This window comes from Methanosarcina flavescens (assembly GCF_001304615.2).
Lineage (GTDB): Archaea > Halobacteriota > Methanosarcinia > Methanosarcinales > Methanosarcinaceae > Methanosarcina > Methanosarcina flavescens.
Genome location: NZ_CP032683.1, coordinates 3,182,847 through 3,202,891 on the forward strand (window position 1 = coordinate 3,182,847; position 20,045 = coordinate 3,202,891).

A 20,045-nucleotide genomic window follows, 5' to 3' on the forward strand; every position below is an offset into this window, starting at 1 on the left:
GAACTGGGAGAGCTGTTTTACCCTGAGTAACTGTTTTAGCCATGGAGTCTCAAACCCGCTGATATTATAAATCACATTTCACAAACGCCTTTTGGGATCTCAGATTAAATAACCCGCTAAAACGAAAAAAGTGAAAATTTATATATACAAATGAATAATTCTTAGTAAATAAAATTGGTTGTGACCAGATAACTATCTGAACATGGATTTTACCTGCTTTGTAGTATAGCTCCACAGGATTCCTGATTTCGTTTGAATCTTCTTTTACGCTCCAGTAAACGGATGAAGCTTCGTAAAACGAATAAGTACTGCAGGGATGCAGTATGAATGACCCATAGATTATATGCAGGTGCCAGTCCGGGGTAGACAGACTAATTAATTCTGCAACAGGGCAGCTATACTTGAATATGCATATTTTCTGAAGCTTCATCCAGGATGAGATATGACTCCATTTAAGCTGCTTGAGAGGATTGAGTCCCATTACCTTGATCCCTCAAGAATATACAAAGTTATAAGAAGAAAATACCAAGTTTTACACAGGCATAATATCGCTTACCTCTATGCTGCCAGTCCCTCTTTAAACAGGTTCTCTCACCTGACAATGGAAAAAATAATTCCGACATTTGAAAACTCGGTATCAGGAAAAACGACTTTGCAATTTATGGAGGATAGGGAATGGTAAGTGATGAAGAAATGAGATCCGGGAATATTGTGAATCTCTTCTTGAAATTTGCATTCCCTACTGTTGTAGGAGTCATCATTGCCGGAATTCAGGGAATAATTGACGGTTTCTTTATAGGGAATGCTATCGGAAGCCAGGGGCTTGCAGCAGTCACCCTTGCATATCCGGCTTATATGGCTATAATCGCAATTGGAGTATTTATCGGGATCGGCTCATCCAGTCTAACGGCGTTGCAACTTGGGAAAGAAAATCTCAGCGGAGCACTGAATACAGTACATAATGCTTTTTCCCTGTGCCTTCTTACAGGAGCTATCTTTACAATAGTGGGGCTGGTTTTCTGTAAAACTTCAATCAGCCTACTTGGGACCAGCGGTCCTGCCCTGGATTTTGCCCGCGAGTACCTGAGGATTATTTTTACGGGTTCGGTTTTCATGATTCTGGCAATTGCCCTTGACCCGCTGGTAAGAAACGACGGGAAACCCAAACTCTGTATGAATATCATGATTGCAGGAGTAATTGTAAATCTCGTGCTTGACTACCTTTTTATTATACGTATGGGCATGGGAATGTCAGGTGCCGCTTTTGCAACAATAATCTCCTTTGCCCTCCCGGCATTACTGCTAATACATTATCTGTTTAGCAGTCAGGCAAAACTCAAACTCAGGCTTAAAGCCATGAGATTGAAACTGGAAACTCTGCTCCAGATCCTCAGAGCCGGAATTCCGTCCTTCGTAATGCAGATATCAATTGCTTTTGTGCTTTTTGCACATAATTATATGCTGCTCAGGTACGGTTCCGAACTTGCGGTCTCAGCTTACGGCATTATAGGATATGTTTTCTCAATTTTCTATATGCTTTTCGAAGGAATAGCCCTGGGAGTGCAGCCGATTATAGGCTTCAATTACGGTGCTGGTTACTATGAGAGAGTCTCAAAGACCCTGAAACTTACAATTCTCTCATGTATTCTCGTGGGAGCTCTCGGGTTTGCACTGATCTACCTCTTTCCAGAGAGAGTTATTCAGATTTTCAGCCAGGACGACACCGAACTTCTGGAAGTTACGCTGCGAGGAATGGAGATCTTCATGTTCTCTTTGCTCGTTGAAGGTACTGTGCTCTTCACTGCCATCTACTACCAGTCAATAAACAGGGTCAGAGAGGCACTTCTCATCTATCTGGGAAAAATTTTTGTTTTCCTGCTTCCTCTACTCTTCATCCTGCCGATCTTCTTCGGTCTTGATGGGGTCTGGTTGGCCTCTCCGGTCACAGAGTACCTCATGATGATAGTAGCTCTGGTCATGCTTTCGAAGGAATTTAAGTTTCTCAAGCACAATGCAGTAGAAAATAAACATCCAGCTGGTAAAAATCAGGCGTTACCAGTAATCAGACAGATCGGAAAAACCGAAGTAGAGGAGAATTCCAGGTTTGTTAAATTCAGACCTGCTGAAAAGAAAGACATCTCGTGAGATGCTTCTCAAGGAAATTCCTTTTTTATAATTTTAAAAAAGTTAAAAAGAGGCAAAAATGCCTCTTCATTCTTGCTGTAAAAGCAAAGTTTATAAGGAGAGCCAGTTCATGCTGCTGTTATCTCCACTTTCACTAGAATTCTAGTTTTGAATGTGAGTGGTTACAACTTGTTGAGTCCAGCAATATAACTTACTCGCTTACGGAGTTAACGACTGCTGTAAAGTGCCATCAGCGGAAACCAATTCCTTGAAGCTTATATTGCGCGGAAAGTGCTAAAAACCCATACCTGTTCCGTAAATATTTTTTATTCCTAATAATTTAGGAAGGCACAAGAGAGCCTTTGTGCGCTCCTGATGCTAGATAATTCGAGTCCCAGGTAACGGTTTGACCGGTAAACGAGACCGAATCCGGATTGAAATTTGCAGTGATTTGAGAGGCAATCGGATCAGGAGAATTAAAGCCATCCCTTAAGATTTGCCTCTGAACCGATGCCGTGTAAACGCTGTCCTTAACCGCATGGATAAGGTCAGGATTCTCTTCTGTCCATACATGGTCATTAAAAAACGTTTTCAGTCCCAAGCTTTTTGCATATTCAAGGAGTGTCTTCTGTCCATACATGGTCATTAAAAAACCCAGCCATCAATAACCCCGCCTGTATAGCCAATGCTGAAACTTTAATTCTAGAATATTCGGAAAGTTATTCAAAGGAAGTCTAGATACAAACTTTCGAAAAGTAATATAATTAGGAGTTTTGTTGAAGTCAAGTTTTCCCTTATACTGTTCATTAGGTTAATAGGTCCTATAAAATCAAGATAATCTATACTTACACAAACCTTTAATAAAGTAAGAAGCTGACGTTATGTATTAACACTTTTTGAAAGTTTATAGGAGCTATTTTTGGAGTCAAATGGGCTCCAATATTATCTTTGCCAGAGATTCCTTTGCATAGCAATGCAGCAGAGTTAGTAGCAAAAGTAAGGAAAAAGTGTCAACCTTTAATCCATGATAGATAAAGGGACAAAAACAAAAGACAAATTTATGACAATGTTCAGACAACAAAAACTGGTTATAAGCGCATATGAACTACATCTTTATAAAGTGAGCAGTACATTTGAGATGCAATTTCTAAATCAATCACAGAAAAAAGTGCATTGAATTGAAAGTGGAAGAGCTTTCCACTCGATGATGAGGATATATAGTCTATGACGGGATCTGCAAGAGAAAAAAGAATTGATATTCTCAACTTTAAACGTGCACTTTCGCTTGTCTGGCAAAGTGCACCTGGATGGACGCTAATAAGTGCCTTTTTAGTAGTGTTGCAAGGTGCTCTGCCACTGGCTTCTCTTTATCTTATGAAATTGATAGTGGATTCTATAACGACTGGTATCTCCTCATCCAATAAAGAGGCTGCCTTTGGACATATCATGTTCCTTATCTTCCTAGCAGCTGCGGCGTCATTTTTAACTGTCTTAAACAGTGCAGTTTTAAATATAGTTAGTGAAGCACAGGCAGCTTTGGTTTCAGACAATATCCTTGATCTACTTCATGACAAATCAATTGAAGCTGACCTAGAATATTATGAGAATCCTAAGTATTACGATACACTCTATAGAGCTCAAAATGATGCTCCTTTCAGACCAACAAGAATAGTTAACAGCATTTTCCAGGTATGCCAAAATGGTATATCCTTAGTAATTATATTCGGATTGATTACTTCTTTTAGCTGGATTGTAGCTGCATCTCTAACAATTGCAGCCATACCAGTAGCCTTTGTTCGTTTGATATACTCAAACAAAGTTTATGAATGGCAATGTTCTTGTACGGCAAAGGAACGAAAAGTATGGTATTTTCACTGGCTGCTTACCAGTAATAGTAGTGCAAAGGAAATCAAACTGTTTAATCTTGGGCCTTTGTTCACGAAAAGGTACCATAACCTACGTAAGAAGCTTCGAAGGGAACGATTAACCATAACAGCTAAACAATCTGTAGCAGATCTGGCTGCCCAAACTGTTAGTATTGTAACTGTTTTTGTAAGTTTCATATTTATCGCTATGAGAGCTTTTCAGGGAAATATAACTCTTGGTGACTTAGTAATGTACTTTGGAGCTTTGCAACAGGGCTATTCATTTCTTTCTAATTTCCTAAACGGTTTTGCAGATCTTTATGAGGACAACCTCTTTATGACAACACTTTATAAATTTTTAGATCTAAAGCCTGCTTTGAAAAAATCATCAAATACAATACCAGTACCTGAGAAGATTAAAGATGGAATCTCCTTCGAAAATGTTGGATTTAGCTATCCTAACCAAAAAACCAAAGTCCTGAAAGACATCAACCTGCACATAAGTGCTGGAAAGACCATAGCTCTTGTTGGAAACAATGGATCGGGAAAAACTACATTGATAAAACTTCTCTGCAGATTCTATGATCCGACTGAAGGAAGGATACTGATTGACGGAATCGACCTCCGCGATTTCAAAATACTCGATTTACGAAAAGAAATTAGTGTCGTCTTTCAGGATTATATACACTACAATTTAACTGCTAGAGAAAATATTTGGTTTGGTGATATAAATAAGCCTGTTGATGAAAAGAATATCCTGCAAGCAGCGGAGTGTTCAGGAGCAGATCGTATTATTGAACAGCTTGATAATAGTTACGAGACAATCCTGGGAAAGTGGCTTGAGGATGGCACAGAATTGAGTATTGGGGAATGGCAGAAAATTGCTCTTGCCAGGGCTTTTTTCCGGGACTCCCAGATAATAGTTCTAGACGAGCCTACAAGCTCATTAGATCCGAAGGCTGAAGACGAAGTTTTCAAAAAATTTCAGCAGATTGCTGCAGGTCGAACTGCTATAATAATAAGTCACAGACTCTCAACAGTGAAAATGGCGGATTCCATATATTTCATGAAAGAGGGAAGGATCCTGGAAAGTGGTACTCATGATGAATTGATGGCTCTTGATGGTGAGTATGCACAACTTTTTAGGATTCAATCAAAACATTATAACTAAAGAAAAAAGATCTAAGATTAAGTTCTAATTTATGTTTAGTCATGTTACATTTTGCTTTTTTTCAGGATAGCAGCAGTAAAGGTTTTCAAATTTAGAATTAGTTGTAAAATAACAACTTCCCCTGCATCCACCTCGGCAAATGGCTCCTTTATCACAATCTTTACAACTGCCTGTCAGCATACTAACATCAAAATTTCTGTTGTAAGCAAAATTGCCTTCTTTAAACCAGATTTCGGATAAGGATTCTTCACGCAAATTGCCTTCAATAAACTCATCTGAGTACAGGGATTCACAACCTTTTACATTGCCTATACTATCTATTCCCACTACTCGCAAGCCCGCCTGGCATCCTGACCATTCACAAACTGTCCCTGGCGGACCCCTCAAATATGGTTCATTTTCATCAAAGTATCCGATGTCATCTCCTGCATAGATCGCGATCTTCTTTTCTTCACGCTTTTCTCTAATAAACTTGGTAATCAGCGGCACCTTAGCTGGGTCCAGGATAAGATTCCTTTTATCAGCCATATTTCCCATTGGATTAACTATCTGTATCTGCCAGGCCTTTATGCCCTTCTCCACAAGTAACTCATACATTGGCCATAAATCCTCAAAATTACTATCAACCAGACTGGTTACAACAGCCACAGGTATTTTTTCTCTTTTGAAGATATCAAAAGCTTCCATCACTTTTTCGAATGATGTGTTTACATTTCTCATATTATTATGATTGCTTTCCATTCCATCGAGAGAAATTCCCACATTAGTTAATTTGGCGTATTTGATCTGGGCAATTTGTTCATCTCCAAGTAAAAAGCCATTGGTAATAATATTAACATGAAGACCATTTTCAGATAATTTTCTGGCTATTTTTTCCCATCCCTTGTACAGAAAAACTTCTCCTCCAATGAAAGTTACCTGTTCGCATCCAAGTTCTATTAGCTGTTCGGCGACGTTAAGACATTCATCAACTGTGAGTTCTCTTCCTCTGGCTTTTCCTGCCATAGAGCCGCAGTGTTTGCAATTCATATTACATTTTAGCGTAAGTTCCCATACACAGAATTGAGGTATGTATTCAATTTGATTCATTTGTATTACTCCGTATAAAATGAGAATCTGGCAAAAGATAGATTTGAACATCAGGATGCTACATTAATTTAGGGAGGAATGCATTAATTTAGAGGTCAAATTTTAAATATAGTATGACTTACACAGTTGAAGTGTAAAATCAAGTACAATGTATTCTGCAATTAAAAATATACCATTTAACCAGTTATGAGTTTTTTATTGATTTTTCGGTTAAGCTGTGTAAGTCCTTTAAAGATCTCTTAAAGAAATATGAACTAAACTTTCTATAATCTTATTTCTTTCTTCATATTTCAATTACTTCACTTGGTATCCTCGACTACGATCACCCCGTACATGGGCACTATAGGTGGTACTGGTACTACCCCGTATTTCAGCACAGGACATGGTTTTTTCTTTCGTCTGTTTCTGTCAAATTGACACCAAGCAATGTTCATTTCATCAATTGTTCCGTCTGTCATCTCTTCACCACTCCATCTAATTTTTTTATTCTTTCAAAATGTAATTAATTAATAGTTTTTCTATAATTTAAAAACCTTAAAATCATAAAGGTACAATTTTATCATACTTGTTTTTGATATTTTATCACTTGTTTTTGCTCCGATTTTACCTCTTGTTTTTGCTTCAATTTTACCGAGACTACTTCCTTATTTTCCTTTAGTTTAACTTTTACTACAGCAGACTGTTTTTGATTAATTGTTCCATCCGATGTTTGTGCAGCATGCTGTAGTTGGTAAAGGTCAACATTCACACCATTTTCTATCTTTGATATGCCAAAACCTTGTTCAGAGCTAGTGTCTATTTCATTATCGCCGTTATTCGACCACGAATCAACCTGTTGTTCTTCATCCAACCTTGCAACTACTTTTTTTATATTACCATCTTTATCATAAACAACTTTTAAATTATTTTTACTGGCTTGATTTATCTCTCCGTTATCCGTTTGGGCAATCTGAACCTGACCAGAAATATAATTAACTCCATCGCGAGTAACGTTTAATGAGGCTGCTTGAACTTGATCCGCTGAAGATCCAGCTACAGCAGTACCGATACATGTCACCATTAATAATACACATATGAACAGCGAAAATATTTTATTAAAGACTGATTTATCTAATATTTCTTATCCCCCCTTGTGTTTAAAAAAACAAAAATACACTCCTGAATAGTATAGCATTATAATTCAGCTTCACTTAGAAGTAAAGTGTCCACTAAGAGTTTGATCGGAATATACATATGCGGAATTACCAGATGCAGAAGCCTGCGTAACACCTAAAGCAGCCATTCCATTCTTAAGTATTTCCGCCTGTGTATACGCAACTGCACTCGCAGATGAGGGCTTATCTACAGAACTTGCAGTTGCGTATACATAATTGGATACGCTTACAGTACCACGGATAACCTTATCTTTCTTAGGGGCTGCACTTGCTCCTGATACCAGCACTGTGAGAAGAATACACAGCACCAAACCCACTGCTATTAATTTTCTCATTTCGCCACACTCCTATGTTTACTTTAAATATTTGACAAATTTTTGTCATGTATTAATAGACGACCAATGCTTATGGAGTCGTCAAAATTATCATTATTTTCCCCACTAATCCATGAAATTCTTCTTTCCGAAGCTATCAAGCCAGCCGAAAGGGCAGTTCACATTACATCATTTATAGTTCACATTACATCATTTATTTTTGTTGCATGTGCATTATGCCTATCACTTTATCCTTTGGTGTAGATATGATTTTTAAGAAGGCTCTTTGCTCCTGGTAGATATCCCCATCCGACGCTTGACTTTGGCTTAACTTAATTTCCCCACTATCGTCTGTATTAATTGTCTTAACTAAATTTGAGTTTGGTTCCGCAATTGAATTTTTATTATTACTGTCATCCGTAGATGGGACATCAACGCTTTGGATTTCGCTCGCTCTTACAGTTGTGATTTCCACCCCACTTTGAGGGTTAACGAATACTTCTTCACTACCCTGCTGGGCTTGAGTTATTATTCCATCTCCAGATAATATCTCAGCAGATTGTTGCTGATCAACATTATAGCTAATCTTGCCATCATTAACGATCACTTCACCTGTTTGAGACTGATCAGCTGAAGACAAAGCTGAAGCACTATTAATAGAAGTTATCATTAGTGCTGCGCATATCAACAGAAAAGTAATACTTTTAAAAGTCAAACTTGTAAATATATTCACTTTTACCCCTCCATTTAAAAGTGAACTACACTCCCAGAGAATACAGCTTATTGTTTATACTCCGAAGCAACGCTAATAAGCCCACTAGCCCTACCATCTATCCAGAGCCACATGAAAATACCAAGATTTGCATTTTTCATATTGATCTGCTGTAATGATCAAAATCCCTAGTAATAAAAAAATGGCTCTGTTCATAGTGGCATTTTTTTTATATAAAAAGATATTCATATATTAAAAAACTATACAGTTTGAAACTTGATTTTTCTCTTCCCTTACGGTCATTCAGAAGACTGCCAGGGAAAAAAACATTTTATATTTTTTTGTTAAAAGAGTATAGAAGGTGGTCGATGATGTGAACTTAAAGTACAAAAACATAACATTTTACATTTTGATTTAAATCTAAATCTTGGACAGTTGAAGGTCAAATAACATTGATTTTTCAGCTCAATTATATAAATCTATGATTATTTTTATACCTTTTATAATATCAATTATGAAACCCTTTATATTATAATAGTCCTATTATATTGATATTTATCGTTTTAGGCTATATTAATTTTAATGTTTCTTTTATATTCAAAGAGATATATAAAAAGGATAAATTTATATATTTTAGTCGAATCCTAAGTATTGTGACTTATTCCAGCACAACTATGGTGGAAGGGGATGCTAGCTCAGAGTATGCTGAGCACATTTTGCATACGTCTCAGCCTATGGTTGTGAGGGACATTTTATACAATATTAAGTCACAAGTACTGTAAACTAGTACGGGGTATAAGTACTGTAAACTAGTACGGGGTATAGTTAGATATTACAGTATTGTAAATTTGTATGGGTATAGTTTAATCATCACAGCAGAACTACGGGGTAATTAATTAGTGGGTAATAATTAGTGTTTGATAGCTACCACTATCAATGGATCCCACTAATTAGTAATTAATTAGTGGGTAATAATTAGTGTTTGATAGCTACCACTATCAATGGATCCCACTAATTAGTGTTTGATAGCTACCACTATCATTAGATCCCACTAATTAGTGCTACAAAGGTACCTCTAGATTTGTTTGTGATGATATATATGTTTAACTTAGGTTTAGGAAGAGGTGAATAAATGAGAAAACTAATTGGAATATTAATTGCACTGTGTCTCCTCACAGCGTTTGTATCAACAGCCTCAGCTGGGGGCTGTAAGCCAGGTGAAAATTGTTTTGATACAAAGATAAAGAATGTTGATAATGGTCTAGCAAAGTCTACACCAATCAAACTTATCGTTGGCGCTAGCGATTCTGAAGCAGAAGCAGAAGCAGAAGGTGACTGCCCACAAGCATATGCAGAAACTGGCGCTGGTCAGCTTGAAACCGGTACCTTTGCTTACGGCATAGCACAAGCAGATGGATACAAGGCTGAAGCCGAAGCCGAATCAGAAAGCAAAGCATTCTCCGTATTTACTGCTAACAAGAAGAAGTACTAATTAAATCTGCATAGGAATTAGTATTGAAAAATACTAATTCCTTTTTTTGAGAGTTTAAAAAACTGTAATAACAGGTCATTTGCCCCGAAGATAAAAACACTGATGATCTTGTTTCTTTTTATAGATATTTATCGTTGCCGAAAATTGTTCAGAAATTAAAGTAATCCCACCGTTAAGGCGATCTCAATATCCATAAAGAAAAGTCATCCTACGAAATATTCAGCGAAGATGGAACGAAACAACTTTTGGTCAAAAATTAAAATCTATAATTAAAAAAGCAATAATTTCATATTATTAAGTAACTGTTGGATAGTCTTCTTAGCTTACTGGCAGTTCTTCTGTTATGCAGTACGTATCAAAAAATCAGTAAAAGAGCTGAAAAGAATGAACTGGAAAAAAAGTTTAATACTTATACTGGTTTTGATCTGTATTCCAGTCGCTGCAATCTCGCTTAATAGTGAAACCACATCACAGAATGGAGATGCTTCTGCGGCTTCAAAAGCTACAAGTCAAGCTACAATAAGCGATGAAGACATTTCTATGGCCTCAACACAGGATGAAGATGTCTCTGTGCCTTCAAAAGCTGCAAATCAAGCTATAATAAGCGATGGAGACGTTTCTAGGACACCAACACAGGATGGAGATGTTTCTGTGGCTTCAAAAGCTGCAAGTCAGGCTATAATAAGCAGCGGTGGAGACGTTTCTATGGTCTCAAAATCCACAAGTGAGGTCACTGTAAAACAGGGAGAAAGTTATACTGTTTCTCTAAAAGAAGATACGTCTACGGGCTATAATTGGAAAGTGACTCATTCAGATGGGCTCAAACTTCTATCTGACACGAACTCTGATGGAGAAAGGGAATTAAAGTTTCTTGCAGCTCAAAAAGGAAAACAAACAATAAAAGCGGAATACTACAAATCTGGAGAGGAAAGCCTAAAACTCACTTCTGAGTTTGTATTAAATGTAGTTTAATGCACATAGGATTGTGTACCGAGGACAGATATATGTTATAAAGATATAAAGGCAGCAGTTACGATTTTACGAGGAAATTAAAATTATTATAAATCCAGATTGTCCTTCCTGATCATCGGAATCTGACTGCGCACGCTAATTATCGATCTACTTCGAAAAGGCTAGTAACCATATATTAGATGGAAATATTAAGAAATTCTTTCGCTTCTTTTTCCAGAGATTTATATCTATTACCTGAGTTTATAAGAGAAATATGGGGTTTTCATGAAAAGAGGCTCTAACATAATAATCGTACTATTTTTTATATACCTGTCAATTCTCCTTGTTCCTGTCGTCTCTGCAGACCCAAATCCAGTTATAGTACAATATTTTCATCAAAAAGGCTGCCATTATTGCGAGATGACCGACCCTATTGTTGATAAAATTAAAGCTCAATACGAAAATGATGATGTTGTTATAATTGATATAAACACCAGCACCCCCGATGGTTTATATCAGTGGAATAAATATGGATTTGAAGGAATTCCAGCTATCGTGATAAACAATGAAACAAAGCTTTTCGGCGATGGAGAAATTACTGAAGAAAAACTGAGAACCACAATCGACGGGTATCTTGCAAAAAGTAGAGAAGAAACTGAACATACGACAGAGAACGCAACTGAAAACAAACGGGATAGTGAATATATAAATACGAATCTGAATTTACCAGTTGCTTATTCGCTCGGTCTTTTTGCAGGTTTTTCACCCTGTCTGATGGCCATACTGGGGTTTCTATTAAGCTTTACTGCAGGAACAAGCAATAGCACAAAAAATAGCATGATGCGTGCAACAGTATTTGGATTAGGACTGGTGACTTCTTACATAGTTCTGGGTCTGTGTTTGCTCTCTTTCAGAAAGTCAATTCCCAGTTTGGAAGGCTTTTCTTATGTTGCAGGAATAATCATAATTCTCATTGGATTAAACCTATTGGGGATTTTTAATTCACCTGTTGTTATGGATAATTATTTTCAAAACTCGGCTAGGAAATATGTAGGTACTTTGAGTGGAGTTTTCTTCCTTGGAGTACTATTCTCTTTTGTAAAAGTTCCCTGTACTGCTCCGATGCTTCTTGTACTGATCAGCAAAACCATAACAAATGGAACAGTTAGCAACCTGACCATGTTATTTGCTTTCAGCGCTGGAGTATTGACCCCTTTTATAGGAGTTGGCTTGTTAGGAGGCTATACTCTATCTAAACAAATTCGTTCATACAGGATGTACATAAAAAAAGTTAGTGGAATTGCACTTGTATTAATTGGTCTATGGATGATTTTTTAACTAATTTTTAAAAAACACTCATGAATTTACTCTACTTTTACAATAACATATTAGGATTTACCTGCAGGAAAAGAAGCAGCTTATCTTGATCAATTAGAAGCAGCTTATCTTGATCAATTCCTTCGTTTCATGATTCTTCAGAAACCTGTCTCAAGAATGCCTTTTTTAATTTAATTTTATTAGAATTTTAAAACGTTTTACTCAGAAGAAGAAAAGATAAGAGTAAATGCTATGAATACGATCGGGTTTACAAATTCTTAATTAAGTTGCCATTATTCTTAACAAACAGATGTATCATATAACTTACGAAAAATATATTTACTTTAAGAGAGTAGGTTCAACATTAGAAATCTTAATCCTGAAACTTTAATCCTATAAGAAAAGAGGATATCGGATTCTGATGAAACAAAACGGCAGTATGCGGGAAAAAGCCCTTAAAATAGAAAAGCTTGTGAGCTTTCTTTTGCCAGCGGTTATATTTTCCCTGGCTTTGTGGACTCTGGATAGACAGGTGCGTCACTTACACTCAATGTATATCATCAAAAATATTACCATCACTCCACTGAGCCATATAGAGCTTGCCTTTTTTTTAACTTTTTTGAGTTACCTTGCCTTAACAGGCTACGATTATCTGGCAGTCCGTCATATCAACCACCCTATGCCTTATAAACAGACAGCTCGGGCTTCATTTATCAGCATGTCCATAAGTTATAGTATTGGCTTTAATATCCTGACAGGAAGTTCTTTGCGATACAGATTTTATTCAAGAAATGGACTGGGTTTGCGCGAGATATGTGAGATCATAGTTTTCTGTATTCTCACCTTCTGGCTCGGCTTCTGTTTTGTCGGAGGCTTGCTCTTCACATTCTACCCTGTGAATCTGCCGGATTATATACTCAGGAATCCTGTCTCTTTAAACTTAATTGGAATTTTACTTCTGCTGTCCGTTGCTGTTTATTTCTTTTTCTCGTTCAGGAAGTGGAATTTCAGAATAGGGGAGTACCAGATAAGGGTTCCCGAACCAAAAATAGCTTTTTTCCAGCTTGTTTTATCCTCAGTAGATTATCTGCTTTCTGGAAGCATTATCTATTTCCTTTTGCCCTCAAGCCCACACCTTACCATGCTTCACGTACTTGTATTTTTTGCACTGGCTCAAATCATAGGTCTGATAAGCACTGTCCCTGGAGGGCTCGGAGTTTTTGAGACTCTGATGCTGTTTATGCTAGAACCATATTTCGGCACGGTTGATATAATAAGACCGCTTCTTCTCTTCAGGGCAATTTATTACTTCGTACCTTTCCTGTTTGGATTCCTAGCTCTTATATTGTATGAATATGAAGAGAGAGAAGAATTCCTGAAAAAAATCGGAAAAGCTACCTATTCCAGCCTGTCACAGGTAGTACCTCAGATTTTTTCTATTCTTGTCTTTCTTGGAGGTGTTTCTCTCCTCTTTTCCGGAGCTCTGCCTTCAAATCCCAGATACCTGCATGACCTCACTTACATAGTTCCCTTTCCCCTGATAGAATTTTCCAGGTTTTTCGGAAGCATTATGGGTGTATTGCTCCTTCTCCTGGCAAACGGTCTCTGGAAAAGAATTGACGGAGCTTATATTCTCTCACTTGCTGTGCTTTTGATGGGCGGAATTTTTGCCCTCCTGAAAGACTTTGATTATCATGAAGCGTCTGTTCTTTTTACCCTGTTTTTCTTTTTGCTCCCCTGCAGGAAATACTTTTACAGAAAGTCCTCACTTATGCACCAGTCATTTAGCAGCAAGAACATAATTGCTATAATCCTGGTGCTTGTAAGCTTTGTCTGGCTTGGACTTTTCTCATACCGGAATGTGGAATACTCAAACGAGCTCTGGTGGCAGTTTGGAATTAATTCCCAGGCATCCAGCTTTTTAAGGGCAACAGTTGGAACTTTCTTCCTGCTGCTGGTTTTAGGGATAGCTAAAATGCTGAGCCCCTTTTCCAGGGATATTCATATGCCAGGGGAAGAAGAAATGAAACTTGCAAAAACAATTATTAACCAGAGCAAGGAAACTGCTGGAAACCTGGCGCTTACTGGAGACAAATACTTGCTTTTCGACGATGAAAAGCAGGCATTTTTAATGTATGGAATTTACGGAAAGACCTGGGTTGCAATGGGAGACATTGTAGGAACCAGCAAACGGGCAAAAGAGCTGATCTGGGACTTTTATGAGATGAGTAGACTGAACCAGGGCAGGGCTGCTTTTTATGAGGTAAGTGAAAAGTATATTCCTGTGTATCTTGACCTCGGCATGACCCTGATAAAAATCGGGGAGGAAGCAAAAGTTCCCATTGAGACCTTTACCCTGGAAGGAAGTGCAGGAAAAGATTTCCGCTATACTGTGCGAAATGTGGAAAAAAAGGGATACAGGTTTGAAATTGTCTCCGGAGAAGAGGTTCTCCGCCTTATGCCCGAACTCCGACGTATCTCAGATGCCTGGCTGCAAATGAAAGCAGGAAAAGAAAAGCGATTTTCAATTGGGTTTTTTGACGAAAAATATCTGAGCAACTTCCCGATTGCCCTTGTGAGAAACGACTCCGAGATAGTTGCTTTTGCAAACATATGGACTGGAGCAGAAAAGGAAGAAATCAGTGTCGACCTCATGCGCTACGGTCCCAATGCCCCGTACAGAACAATGGAATACCTTTTTATCAAGCTAATGCTCTGGGGAAAAGAAATGGGGTACAAACACTTTTCTCTCGGGATGGCTCCTCTCTCAGGGCTTGAGAATCGACAATTTGCTCCTATCTGGCATAAAATAGGGTCTTTAATTTTTTCCCACGGAGAACACTTTTATAACTATAGGGGAGTAAGGGAGTTTAAAGAGAAATTCAATCCTGTCTGGAGCCCGAGATATATCGCACTCCCGAAAGGATTCAAACAGGGCCTGGTTTTAAAAGATATAGCAGCCCTGATCTCAGGAGGAGTAAAAGGGATTTTCACAAAGGAAAATAAGCGAGCAATAAGCCATAGAGGGCATCAAACTCCGGAAAAAGTGCCTGAATGATACCTTAATCTTTTGCCAGCAGGGATTTTTTAACTGTCTGCCGGCTGTATTTCAGGATTAGTGAGTGACCAAAAATTATATTGCTCACTCAAAGTGCGAGATTCAAAGAAATTTTGAGCTTTGAAGTCTGTTTATTAGATATCAAGTGGATTCTATTCGAATGCCGTGTGTCATGCATTCCATGATAAGGGGGAAGTAGGGTAGGGGGCTTTTTGCATACCATATTCCTGACACCCGGATATACTCGTTGCTTCAAATATCCTCAAATGGAGGTCAATTTAGACGCAAATAGTGGAAACTATGAAATTAAAAATAGTTATGGAAGTCCTAGTAAACCAGTTTCATCTCAAAGGTTGGCACTGGTGTGGAGTTCCTCACCCCTCACCGCAGCAAAGCTATGATAACAGTGATGCAGATAAGAATAACTTCCATATGATGCATATCGTCTGTCATATTACACCTCCGATATTAGATTTCATAATACCTGGTAACTAATACCAAGACATTGACTGATATTAGTCAATGATTTGGTATGCGTACTCAGCCGCTCGGCCTTAGATATTTTAAATCCATATCATCATAAGGAAGTTTTTTGAGATTCACTCTCACACCAGAGCTACTAAAGAATACTTTTTTAACGTACAAATATATTTCGAAAATGTTTGACAGATTTACAGCTTACTTTCCCATGGAACTTTTTCGATCTCTCCTATCGATTTCGCTGTTAAACGATTACGATATGTTCCTGAGTACTCGAACTCTTTAAGTAAAGAGAGTTCGAGATACCACAGTTCCAGATTGTATGCATCATAAATAGCCGAGTCAAAGTCCAAACTATCATATCTCTTTTTGGGGTGCACTAGATAATTACGAATTCCATTAAAAGCACTGGGTGCGTCAGTCCATTTTGAATCTTCCAATTGTTTCATAGATTTTTCCAATTGTTTCATAGATTTTACCTTATTAATATCTTCTGCTAACGTTTTTAGTATAGAAGTGTTTTCAGTAAGATCTACAAGAATATTCAAATCATGAAAAAGACATCTCAGCTTCTTTGAGGTATTACTCCTTTTAATTGGATTTGCCTTAAAGTGCTCAAAAGATAACCTCTCAAGTGCAGATTGAGCCAAAATAGTCCCAACTTGAAATCTCGAAGTATTAGCGAGTATATAATACATAACCGTTTGAAGATTGTCATTCCATTTGTTCATAAAACCAGGGAAGAGACTTTCAAGTTGCTCTGAATGATGCTCATCAAACCATGAACTATGTGGACGAGGACAACATTCCATGAGTGATGACCATGATTCCCATACTCGATCTGAGGAATTAAAACCCACTGCACATACAGGATTACACCAGACTCCTTTTGTAAACGAGAAAAAGTAATATAGCGCATGAAGCATGTCTCTAGCTTCTTTACCAGAAATAGGAGTATCATATTTTTTACTCAAACAACCTACATGTGTTAGACCGTAGCCACCTTCACTTCTTAATTTATTGAATGTGTTATCTGAATCTGCTAAAGATTTCAGCTCTACTACCCAGTTATCTGCTTCTAACTTGACATTTTTAGAATAACTACCTTTGTTTGCAATTATTTTTTTAAAGTTAAATAAATGAAAAATGATATATTGCATCTGAGTGTTGTCATCTCCAAATCCGACTATTGGCTCAGAAAATGGAGAAAATATTAGTGAGAGTTCTTCTGGATTTGACAAGTGACAAGTTGTTACGTATACTTTAATTTGCTTTTTATGATTCTTTAACTCTAAAGAAAAGAACTTATCTGATGCAAGCATCCAAGCTAATTCTACTCTTTCAGAGTTATCTAATTCTTCTATATTGGTGATATGCACACGAATTCGAGGTCGTGGAACTAGATCGAGACGAATTTCCGCATTTACAGTAGATAAAACAATCTCATCACTATCCTTAATCAATACTTTGTCCTTTGCAATGACCGTTGACTGATTCGGCTCACCGAAAGGAAAAAGAGGAACAAACTGATCTTTATTATTCATAATAGTACCTGATTATAATATATTAGATTCTTAAATAGTTTGAGTAATATATTCATCATATTTATCAGAGGTCTTAATATAAATATTCTTTGACAGTTTAGATGTAATACACTGTCTTATATCTCGTTTTCATATTCGCTATTTATTACACTATTTGAAAGGCAGAGCAGTCATAAAACATAGTTACTGGTGACTCCAACTGAGGATATAGTCTAAAATAAATATTTGGAAATACTACCAAAGCTGGCAATATCTTCTCAAAGCAAGCAGTACATATTTAAAACTTGATCTAGAAAAACAGCAGACTAAACATGAGGTAACTTCTGGGAAAAAGGAGAATAAATTACGTGAAGTTTCTAACAAATTTACGAATAAACGTCATTTTCTTTTAAATATAATATTTGAACAGATACATAAATACAAAGGTTTTAATATATGTTATTTCTTTAACTATTTGTTTCTAAACTCTCTTTCTTACAAGCCATGTTTAAATTTAAAAAATTTTGGTTCAAAAATAGGGTCATATGAGGCTATTTGGAAAATATTATAAGGTTGAAAATAAAAACGTAGCGATTAAAAAGACGACAAACTGATGTTAAAAATTGATGGTGTTCGCTCATGAATTTACAGGAACAAATCGAAGAGTTTAATAAGAGACCAAATGCCAAATATGCATATATAGGTTTAATAATTGCCGTCCTATTTACTATTGCAGCAATAGCAGATCCCCAAGCTACAATAGGAATGTTTTTTTCAATTATCTCACTGTTATTTTATTTATTAGTATGTTATTTTATCTTTAAATTTTGTTTCAGAAGCCAAAAACAACAACAGCAGCAACAAGTCGTAATAAACAATTCAAATAAAAAAGCGCGAGTTTGTCCTAAATGTGGATTACAAAATGATATCGACAGTAAGTTTTGCTCGGATTGTGGTTATGAATTTAAAATCGGCAAAAGTGAATAAGTATTTAAAATCTATCAATATTTGGTTGAGACAGTCCAATCTGTGTCACTCAAAACCTGATAGATGCTTTGTTTATAAGAATAGACATTTGCCACTATGTGCACGATGCACAGGAATTATTTTAGGAGGATTAATTTATCTCATATCTTCCAAGCTATTTTTTTTTATTTTACCTATAAATCCAACATATTTAAATTATAAACTATGTTTTGTCTTAGCAATACCTATGGTTATAGACGGTGGATTACAGTACTTGGGATATAAACAAAGTACTAATAATCGTAGGTTTGCAACTGGATTTTTATTTGGAATAGGATCAGTTATATTTTGCTTAAACATTACAGAGTGGTTTTTCTTACAACTGAATGCATAATATATTATCTCGAAACTATGCTTGCTGTACAAATATTCAGAGGCCGCTTAAGGAATAAATTTTGACATTTATTTATATTAAAGAGTCAATATTTTTTTCAGTGTTCTAAAAAGTGTTCTGTGAGCAGTAATTGATCTTAATTAGGTTTAGAGTGGACTTAATTGGGCTATTAGCGGCTGAACACTCTTTAAATCATTTTCTCAAACCTATCCAGCACTAAAAACATAAATTCCTTTGTGCCAACCAGATATTCTCGCTGCCCGAGCATTTCTTGCTTTTTCTGCACAAACGGTCCCTCCGCCAGCCCTTCCCCAAATCGCTCAATCAAAGACCGAATTCTTTCTTCATTCACCTCGGGATGAAACTGAAGCGCCACAACCCTTCCGTTATAAATGAATCCCTGGTTCTTGCAGCCCTCGCTTTCAAAAAGGTGAACAGCTCCTGCCGGCAGGTCAAAAGTCCTGCTGTGCCAGTGAAAAACCGTAATCCTTTCCGACAGCCCCTCAAGAAATTCTGGTTTATTTTTGCCGCCGGATGCCCTTACAGGAAACCATCCCATCTCCATATGCGGGTTTTCATAAACGCGGGCGCCGAGGATGTCAGCAAGCAATTGCGCACCAAGGCAGATTCCAAGTATCGGTTTTCCAGTGTCAACTGCCTGCTTGATAAATGCTTTTTCATCCCTCAGCCAGGGATTTTCTTCATAATCGTAGATTCCCATTGGACCACCCATGATGATAAGAAGATCAAAAGAATCAAGTTCCGGGGGACTTTTTGCCTCGTAAAAACGGGTTGACTCAAGCCTGTGTCCTTTGATTCTTGCATATTCTTCAATGGTGCCCAGGGTGTTTATGGGAGAGTGCTGGAGAACGTGGATTTTCATACAAGATCAGTTTGTAATTTCAAGATTAAATACTACCCTTAATTCATTGAGAATTTCATATATTACTGACAGTTCAATCGAAGAAGCTTTGCCCTCTTTTTCTTTATCAAAGGACATTAATTTTTACCAATCTTTTTTAAAATTAAAAATGTTCAATACAGGGATTTGGCTGAAATAAACTTATATTTCAGGATGAAGTTATAAAGATGATCACAATGAACTCTGATATTTTAATACGCAGTTTCATAATAGCCTGTTTAATAACACTTATAACAGTACTTATAGAAGCCGCTTATTACGGATTGCAGCCTGAAAACGCCTATTTAGCCAGCGACGTTGGTTATTCTGTTACCAGTCCTTTTGTGAATAATTATTCAGACTTAACAAGCCCTGTAAACCGGATAATCCTTGGTATAATATTCATCTCTACTTTTGTAATATCTTTAAAGGAGATATCTAAGAGAGCTAAAAAAGAAAAACCATGCAAAAGATATTACTGAAATCCCGACAAGGATGCAATGCATAAAATCTGACAAAAAGATATTCCTTCCT

The 20,045-nt window shown here is 37.0% G+C and carries 18 protein-coding genes; 10 read left to right on the top strand and 8 right to left on the bottom strand.

Annotated features, from left to right (window positions below; all coding sequences use genetic code 11):
- Positions 1–442 precede the first annotated feature (442 nt).
- A complete protein-coding gene (locus AOB57_RS13885) occupies positions 443–682 on the top strand; it encodes a hypothetical protein (protein ID WP_054298207.1) in 240 nt (79 codons plus the stop codon).
- Positions 676–2,145 (top strand): MATE family efflux transporter, encoded by a 1,470-nt coding sequence (locus AOB57_RS13890; protein ID WP_054298208.1) that lies wholly within the window; start codon positions 676–678, stop codon positions 2,143–2,145. Before AOB57_RS13885 ends, AOB57_RS13890 begins: the two co-directional genes overlap by 7 nt.
- A 319-nt stretch (positions 2,146–2,464) precedes the next feature.
- Here AOB57_RS13890 and AOB57_RS13895 read toward each other — a convergent pair whose 3' ends face one another.
- Entirely contained in the window at positions 2,465–2,770 is a 306-nt protein-coding gene (locus AOB57_RS13895) for a hypothetical protein (protein WP_054298209.1), read from the bottom strand.
- A 578-nt stretch (positions 2,771–3,348) separates the two neighbouring features.
- Between AOB57_RS13895 and AOB57_RS13900 the strand changes: the two genes are divergently transcribed.
- The gene (locus AOB57_RS13900; protein ID WP_054298210.1) at positions 3,349–5,160 is read left to right on the top strand and encodes an ABC transporter ATP-binding protein; all 1,812 of its coding nucleotides are present in this window, start codon (positions 3,349–3,351) and stop codon (positions 5,158–5,160) included.
- Between the two features lie 39 nt (positions 5,161–5,199).
- Here AOB57_RS13900 and AOB57_RS13905 read toward each other — a convergent pair whose 3' ends face one another.
- The 5 genes from AOB57_RS13905 to AOB57_RS13925 form a co-directional block, all read right to left on the bottom strand.
- Positions 5,200–6,249, bottom strand: coding sequence for a radical SAM/SPASM domain-containing protein (locus AOB57_RS13905; RefSeq protein WP_054298211.1), 1,050 nt, complete (start codon positions 6,247–6,249; stop codon positions 5,200–5,202).
- A 299-nt stretch (positions 6,250–6,548) separates the two neighbouring features.
- Positions 6,549–6,707, bottom strand: coding sequence for a hypothetical protein (locus AOB57_RS13910; RefSeq protein ID WP_167829642.1), 159 nt, complete (start codon positions 6,705–6,707; stop codon positions 6,549–6,551).
- A gap of 101 nt (positions 6,708–6,808) precedes the next feature.
- On the bottom strand, positions 6,809–7,309 hold the full coding sequence (locus AOB57_RS13915; protein WP_048166572.1) for a hypothetical protein: 501 nt from the start codon (positions 7,307–7,309) through the stop codon (positions 6,809–6,811).
- A gap of 126 nt (positions 7,310–7,435) precedes the next feature.
- Positions 7,436–7,738 (bottom strand): hypothetical protein, encoded by a 303-nt coding sequence (locus tag AOB57_RS13920; protein WP_048166573.1) that lies wholly within the window; start codon positions 7,736–7,738, stop codon positions 7,436–7,438.
- A 193-nt stretch (positions 7,739–7,931) separates the two neighbouring features.
- Positions 7,932–8,450, bottom strand: a complete 519-nt coding sequence (locus tag AOB57_RS13925; RefSeq protein ID WP_054298212.1) for a hypothetical protein — start codon at positions 8,448–8,450, stop codon at positions 7,932–7,934.
- A gap of 1,111 nt (positions 8,451–9,561) precedes the next feature.
- Here AOB57_RS13925 and AOB57_RS13930 point away from each other — a divergent pair.
- From AOB57_RS13930 to mprF, 4 genes are all read left to right on the top strand, one after another.
- The gene (locus tag AOB57_RS13930; protein WP_054298213.1) at positions 9,562–9,921 is read left to right on the top strand and encodes a hypothetical protein; all 360 of its coding nucleotides are present in this window, start codon (positions 9,562–9,564) and stop codon (positions 9,919–9,921) included.
- 384 nt (positions 9,922–10,305) lie between these two features.
- Complete coding sequence (locus tag AOB57_RS13935) at positions 10,306–10,893, top strand: protease inhibitor I42 family protein (protein WP_054298214.1); 588 nt, start codon at positions 10,306–10,308, stop codon at positions 10,891–10,893.
- A gap of 399 nt (positions 10,894–11,292) precedes the next feature.
- Positions 11,293–12,210: a cytochrome c biogenesis CcdA family protein gene (locus AOB57_RS13940; RefSeq protein WP_226999537.1), complete on the top strand. Its 918-nt coding sequence runs from the start codon at positions 11,293–11,295 to the stop codon at positions 12,208–12,210.
- 400 nt (positions 12,211–12,610) lie between these two features.
- On the top strand, positions 12,611–15,247 hold the full coding sequence (gene mprF / locus AOB57_RS13945) for a bifunctional lysylphosphatidylglycerol flippase/synthetase MprF (protein WP_054298215.1): 2,637 nt from the start codon (positions 12,611–12,613) through the stop codon (positions 15,245–15,247).
- A gap of 671 nt (positions 15,248–15,918) precedes the next feature.
- Here mprF and AOB57_RS13950 read toward each other — a convergent pair.
- Positions 15,919–17,271, bottom strand: a complete 1,353-nt coding sequence (locus AOB57_RS13950; protein ID WP_054298217.1) for a hypothetical protein — start codon at positions 17,269–17,271, stop codon at positions 15,919–15,921.
- Between the two features lie 618 nt (positions 17,272–17,889).
- Here AOB57_RS13950 and AOB57_RS13955 point away from each other — a divergent pair.
- Positions 17,890–18,237 (top strand): zinc-ribbon domain-containing protein, encoded by a 348-nt coding sequence (locus tag AOB57_RS13955; protein ID WP_054298218.1) that lies wholly within the window; start codon positions 17,890–17,892, stop codon positions 18,235–18,237.
- Positions 18,209–18,610, top strand: coding sequence for a DUF2085 domain-containing protein (locus tag AOB57_RS15105; RefSeq protein WP_082384106.1), 402 nt, complete (start codon positions 18,209–18,211; stop codon positions 18,608–18,610). The genes AOB57_RS13955 and AOB57_RS15105 overlap by 29 nt, the downstream gene beginning before the upstream one ends.
- Positions 18,611–18,797: 187 nt before the next feature.
- Here the strand turns inward: AOB57_RS15105 and AOB57_RS13965 are convergent, their stop codons facing one another.
- Positions 18,798–19,493 carry a type 1 glutamine amidotransferase gene (locus tag AOB57_RS13965; protein WP_054298219.1) on the bottom strand — a complete coding sequence of 232 codons (696 nt, stop codon included), beginning with the start codon at positions 19,491–19,493 and terminating at the stop codon, positions 18,798–18,800.
- Between the two features lie 206 nt (positions 19,494–19,699).
- Here AOB57_RS13965 and AOB57_RS13970 point away from each other — a divergent pair, with 206 nt between their 5' ends.
- Positions 19,700–19,993, top strand: coding sequence for a hypothetical protein (locus AOB57_RS13970; RefSeq protein ID WP_226999538.1), 294 nt, complete (start codon positions 19,700–19,702; stop codon positions 19,991–19,993).
- Positions 19,994–20,045 lie beyond the last annotated feature (52 nt).